This window comes from Streptomyces sp. DI166 (assembly GCF_900091315.1).
Classification (GTDB): Bacteria; Actinomycetota; Actinomycetes; order Streptomycetales; family Streptomycetaceae; genus Streptomyces; species Streptomyces fuscus.
In genome coordinates this window covers 1-1,621 of sequence record NZ_FLSP01000229.1, presented here as the reverse complement: position 1 = coordinate 1,621, position 1,621 = coordinate 1, and the positions used below count along the sequence as shown (strand labels likewise).

The 1,621-nt window shown below is 70.8% G+C and carries 1 protein-coding gene; it reads left to right on the top strand.

Annotation, left to right across the window (positions count from 1 at the left end; all coding sequences use genetic code 11):
• Nucleotides 1-2: 2 nt before the first annotated feature.
• Entirely contained in the window at nucleotides 3-1,526 is a 1,524-nt protein-coding gene (locus GA0115233_RS39980; protein WP_093725696.1) for an MFS transporter, read from the top strand.
• Nucleotides 1,527-1,621 lie beyond the last annotated feature (95 nt).

Below are 1,621 nucleotides of genomic sequence, written 5' to 3'. Positions count from 1 at the left end.
TCATGACCAGCACCCTGCAGCCGGCGACCACGACCGAGGCGGTGAAGCGCCCGGGCCGCTGGCTCGCGCTGTCCGTCCTCGTGCTCGCCGTGCTGCTGGTGGCCGTCGACGCGACCGTCCTCGGTCTCGCGACCCCCTACATCAGCGAGGACCTCGACCCCTCCGGCACCCAGCTGCTGTGGATCGGTGACGTCTACTCGTTCGTCATCGCCGGTCTGCTGGTCTCGATGGGCAGCCTCGGCGACCGCATAGGCCGCAAGAAGATCCTGTTGGTCGGCGCGACCGCGTTCGGCGCGATATCCGTGCTGAACGCGTACGCCACCAGCCCGGAGATGATGATCGTCGCCCGTGCGCTGCTCGGTGTCGCCGGTGCGACCCTGATGCCGGCCACGCTCGCGCTGATCCGCAACCTCTTCCACGACCCGCGCGAGCGCAGCCTCGCCGTGGGCATTTGGGGCGCCACGGCCTCCGCCGGTACGGCGGTCGGTCCGATCGTCGGCGGCTTCCTGCTGGAGCACTTCTGGTGGGGCTCGGTCTTCCTGATCAACCTGCCCGTGATGGCGGTCCTCGTCGTGGTCGGCATCAGGCTGCTCCCGGAGTCCCGCAACCCGAACCCCGGCCCCTGGGACCTGCGCAGCGTCCTGCTGTCGCTGGTCGGCATGGTGGGCGTGGTCTACGCGGTCAAGGAGATCGCCACGCACGGCGTGAGCTGGGAGCCGCTGGCCGTCGGCCTGTTGGGTGCCCTCGCCCTGTACGGCTTCGTCCGCCGTCAGCTCACGCTCCCGGAGCCGCTGCTGGACATGCGGCTGTTCCGCAACCGGGGCTTCAGCGGCGCGGTGCTGGCCGACCTGCTGACCATCCTCGGCCTGTCCGGCCTGGTGTTCTTCCTCTCCCAGTACCTCCAGCTCGTCCAGGGCCGCGGTCCGCTGGAGGCGGGTCTGGCGGAACTCCCCGCCGCCGTCGGCGCGGTGGCGGCGGGCCTGGTCGCGGGCCGCGCGGCACGCCGGTACTCGGTACGCGCCGTGGTCTCCGGCGGCCTGGCGGCGGTCGGTCTGTCCCTGGCCGCCCTCACGGTCCTCGGCCAGTCGACCGGTTACGCCGTCCTGGGTACGGCCCTCCTGGTCGTCGGCATCGGCGCCGGCTTCTCCTTCACGGTCACGGCGGACGTCATCCTGTCCTCGGTCCCGAAGGAACACGCCGGCTCGGCCTCTGCGGTCTCGGAAACGGCGTACGAGCTGGGCGCGGCCCTGGGCATCGCGGTCCTCGGCTCGATCGTGACGGGCGTCTACAGCAATTTCACGGGCCCGGCGGGCACCCCGGACTCCGCCCACGAGTCCCTGGGCGGCGCAGTGGAATCAGCGGCGTCCATGCCACCGGCGGCCGCGCAGACCATGCTCGACGCGGCCCGAGAGTCCTTCGTCAACGGCCTGACCCTGGCCGCGGGAGCCGGAGCAGCGGTACTGCTCCTGGCAGCAGTAGCAGCCTGGTTCATGCTGAAAAACGAACGGCTGGAAACAGGCCACTGAGACGCGGGCACCGCAAAAGAAACGCTCACCGACACGAACCAAAGGGGCGCGGGGAACTGCGCGAGCAACCCACCACGCACCCGCACCCCGCAGCA

Bases quoted from the DNA above. Each gene is read 5' to 3' on its own strand.
- GA0115233_RS39980 (WP_093725696.1), top strand. From the start codon at position 3: ATGACCAGCACCCTGCAGCCGGCGACCACGACCGAGGCGGTGAAGCGC.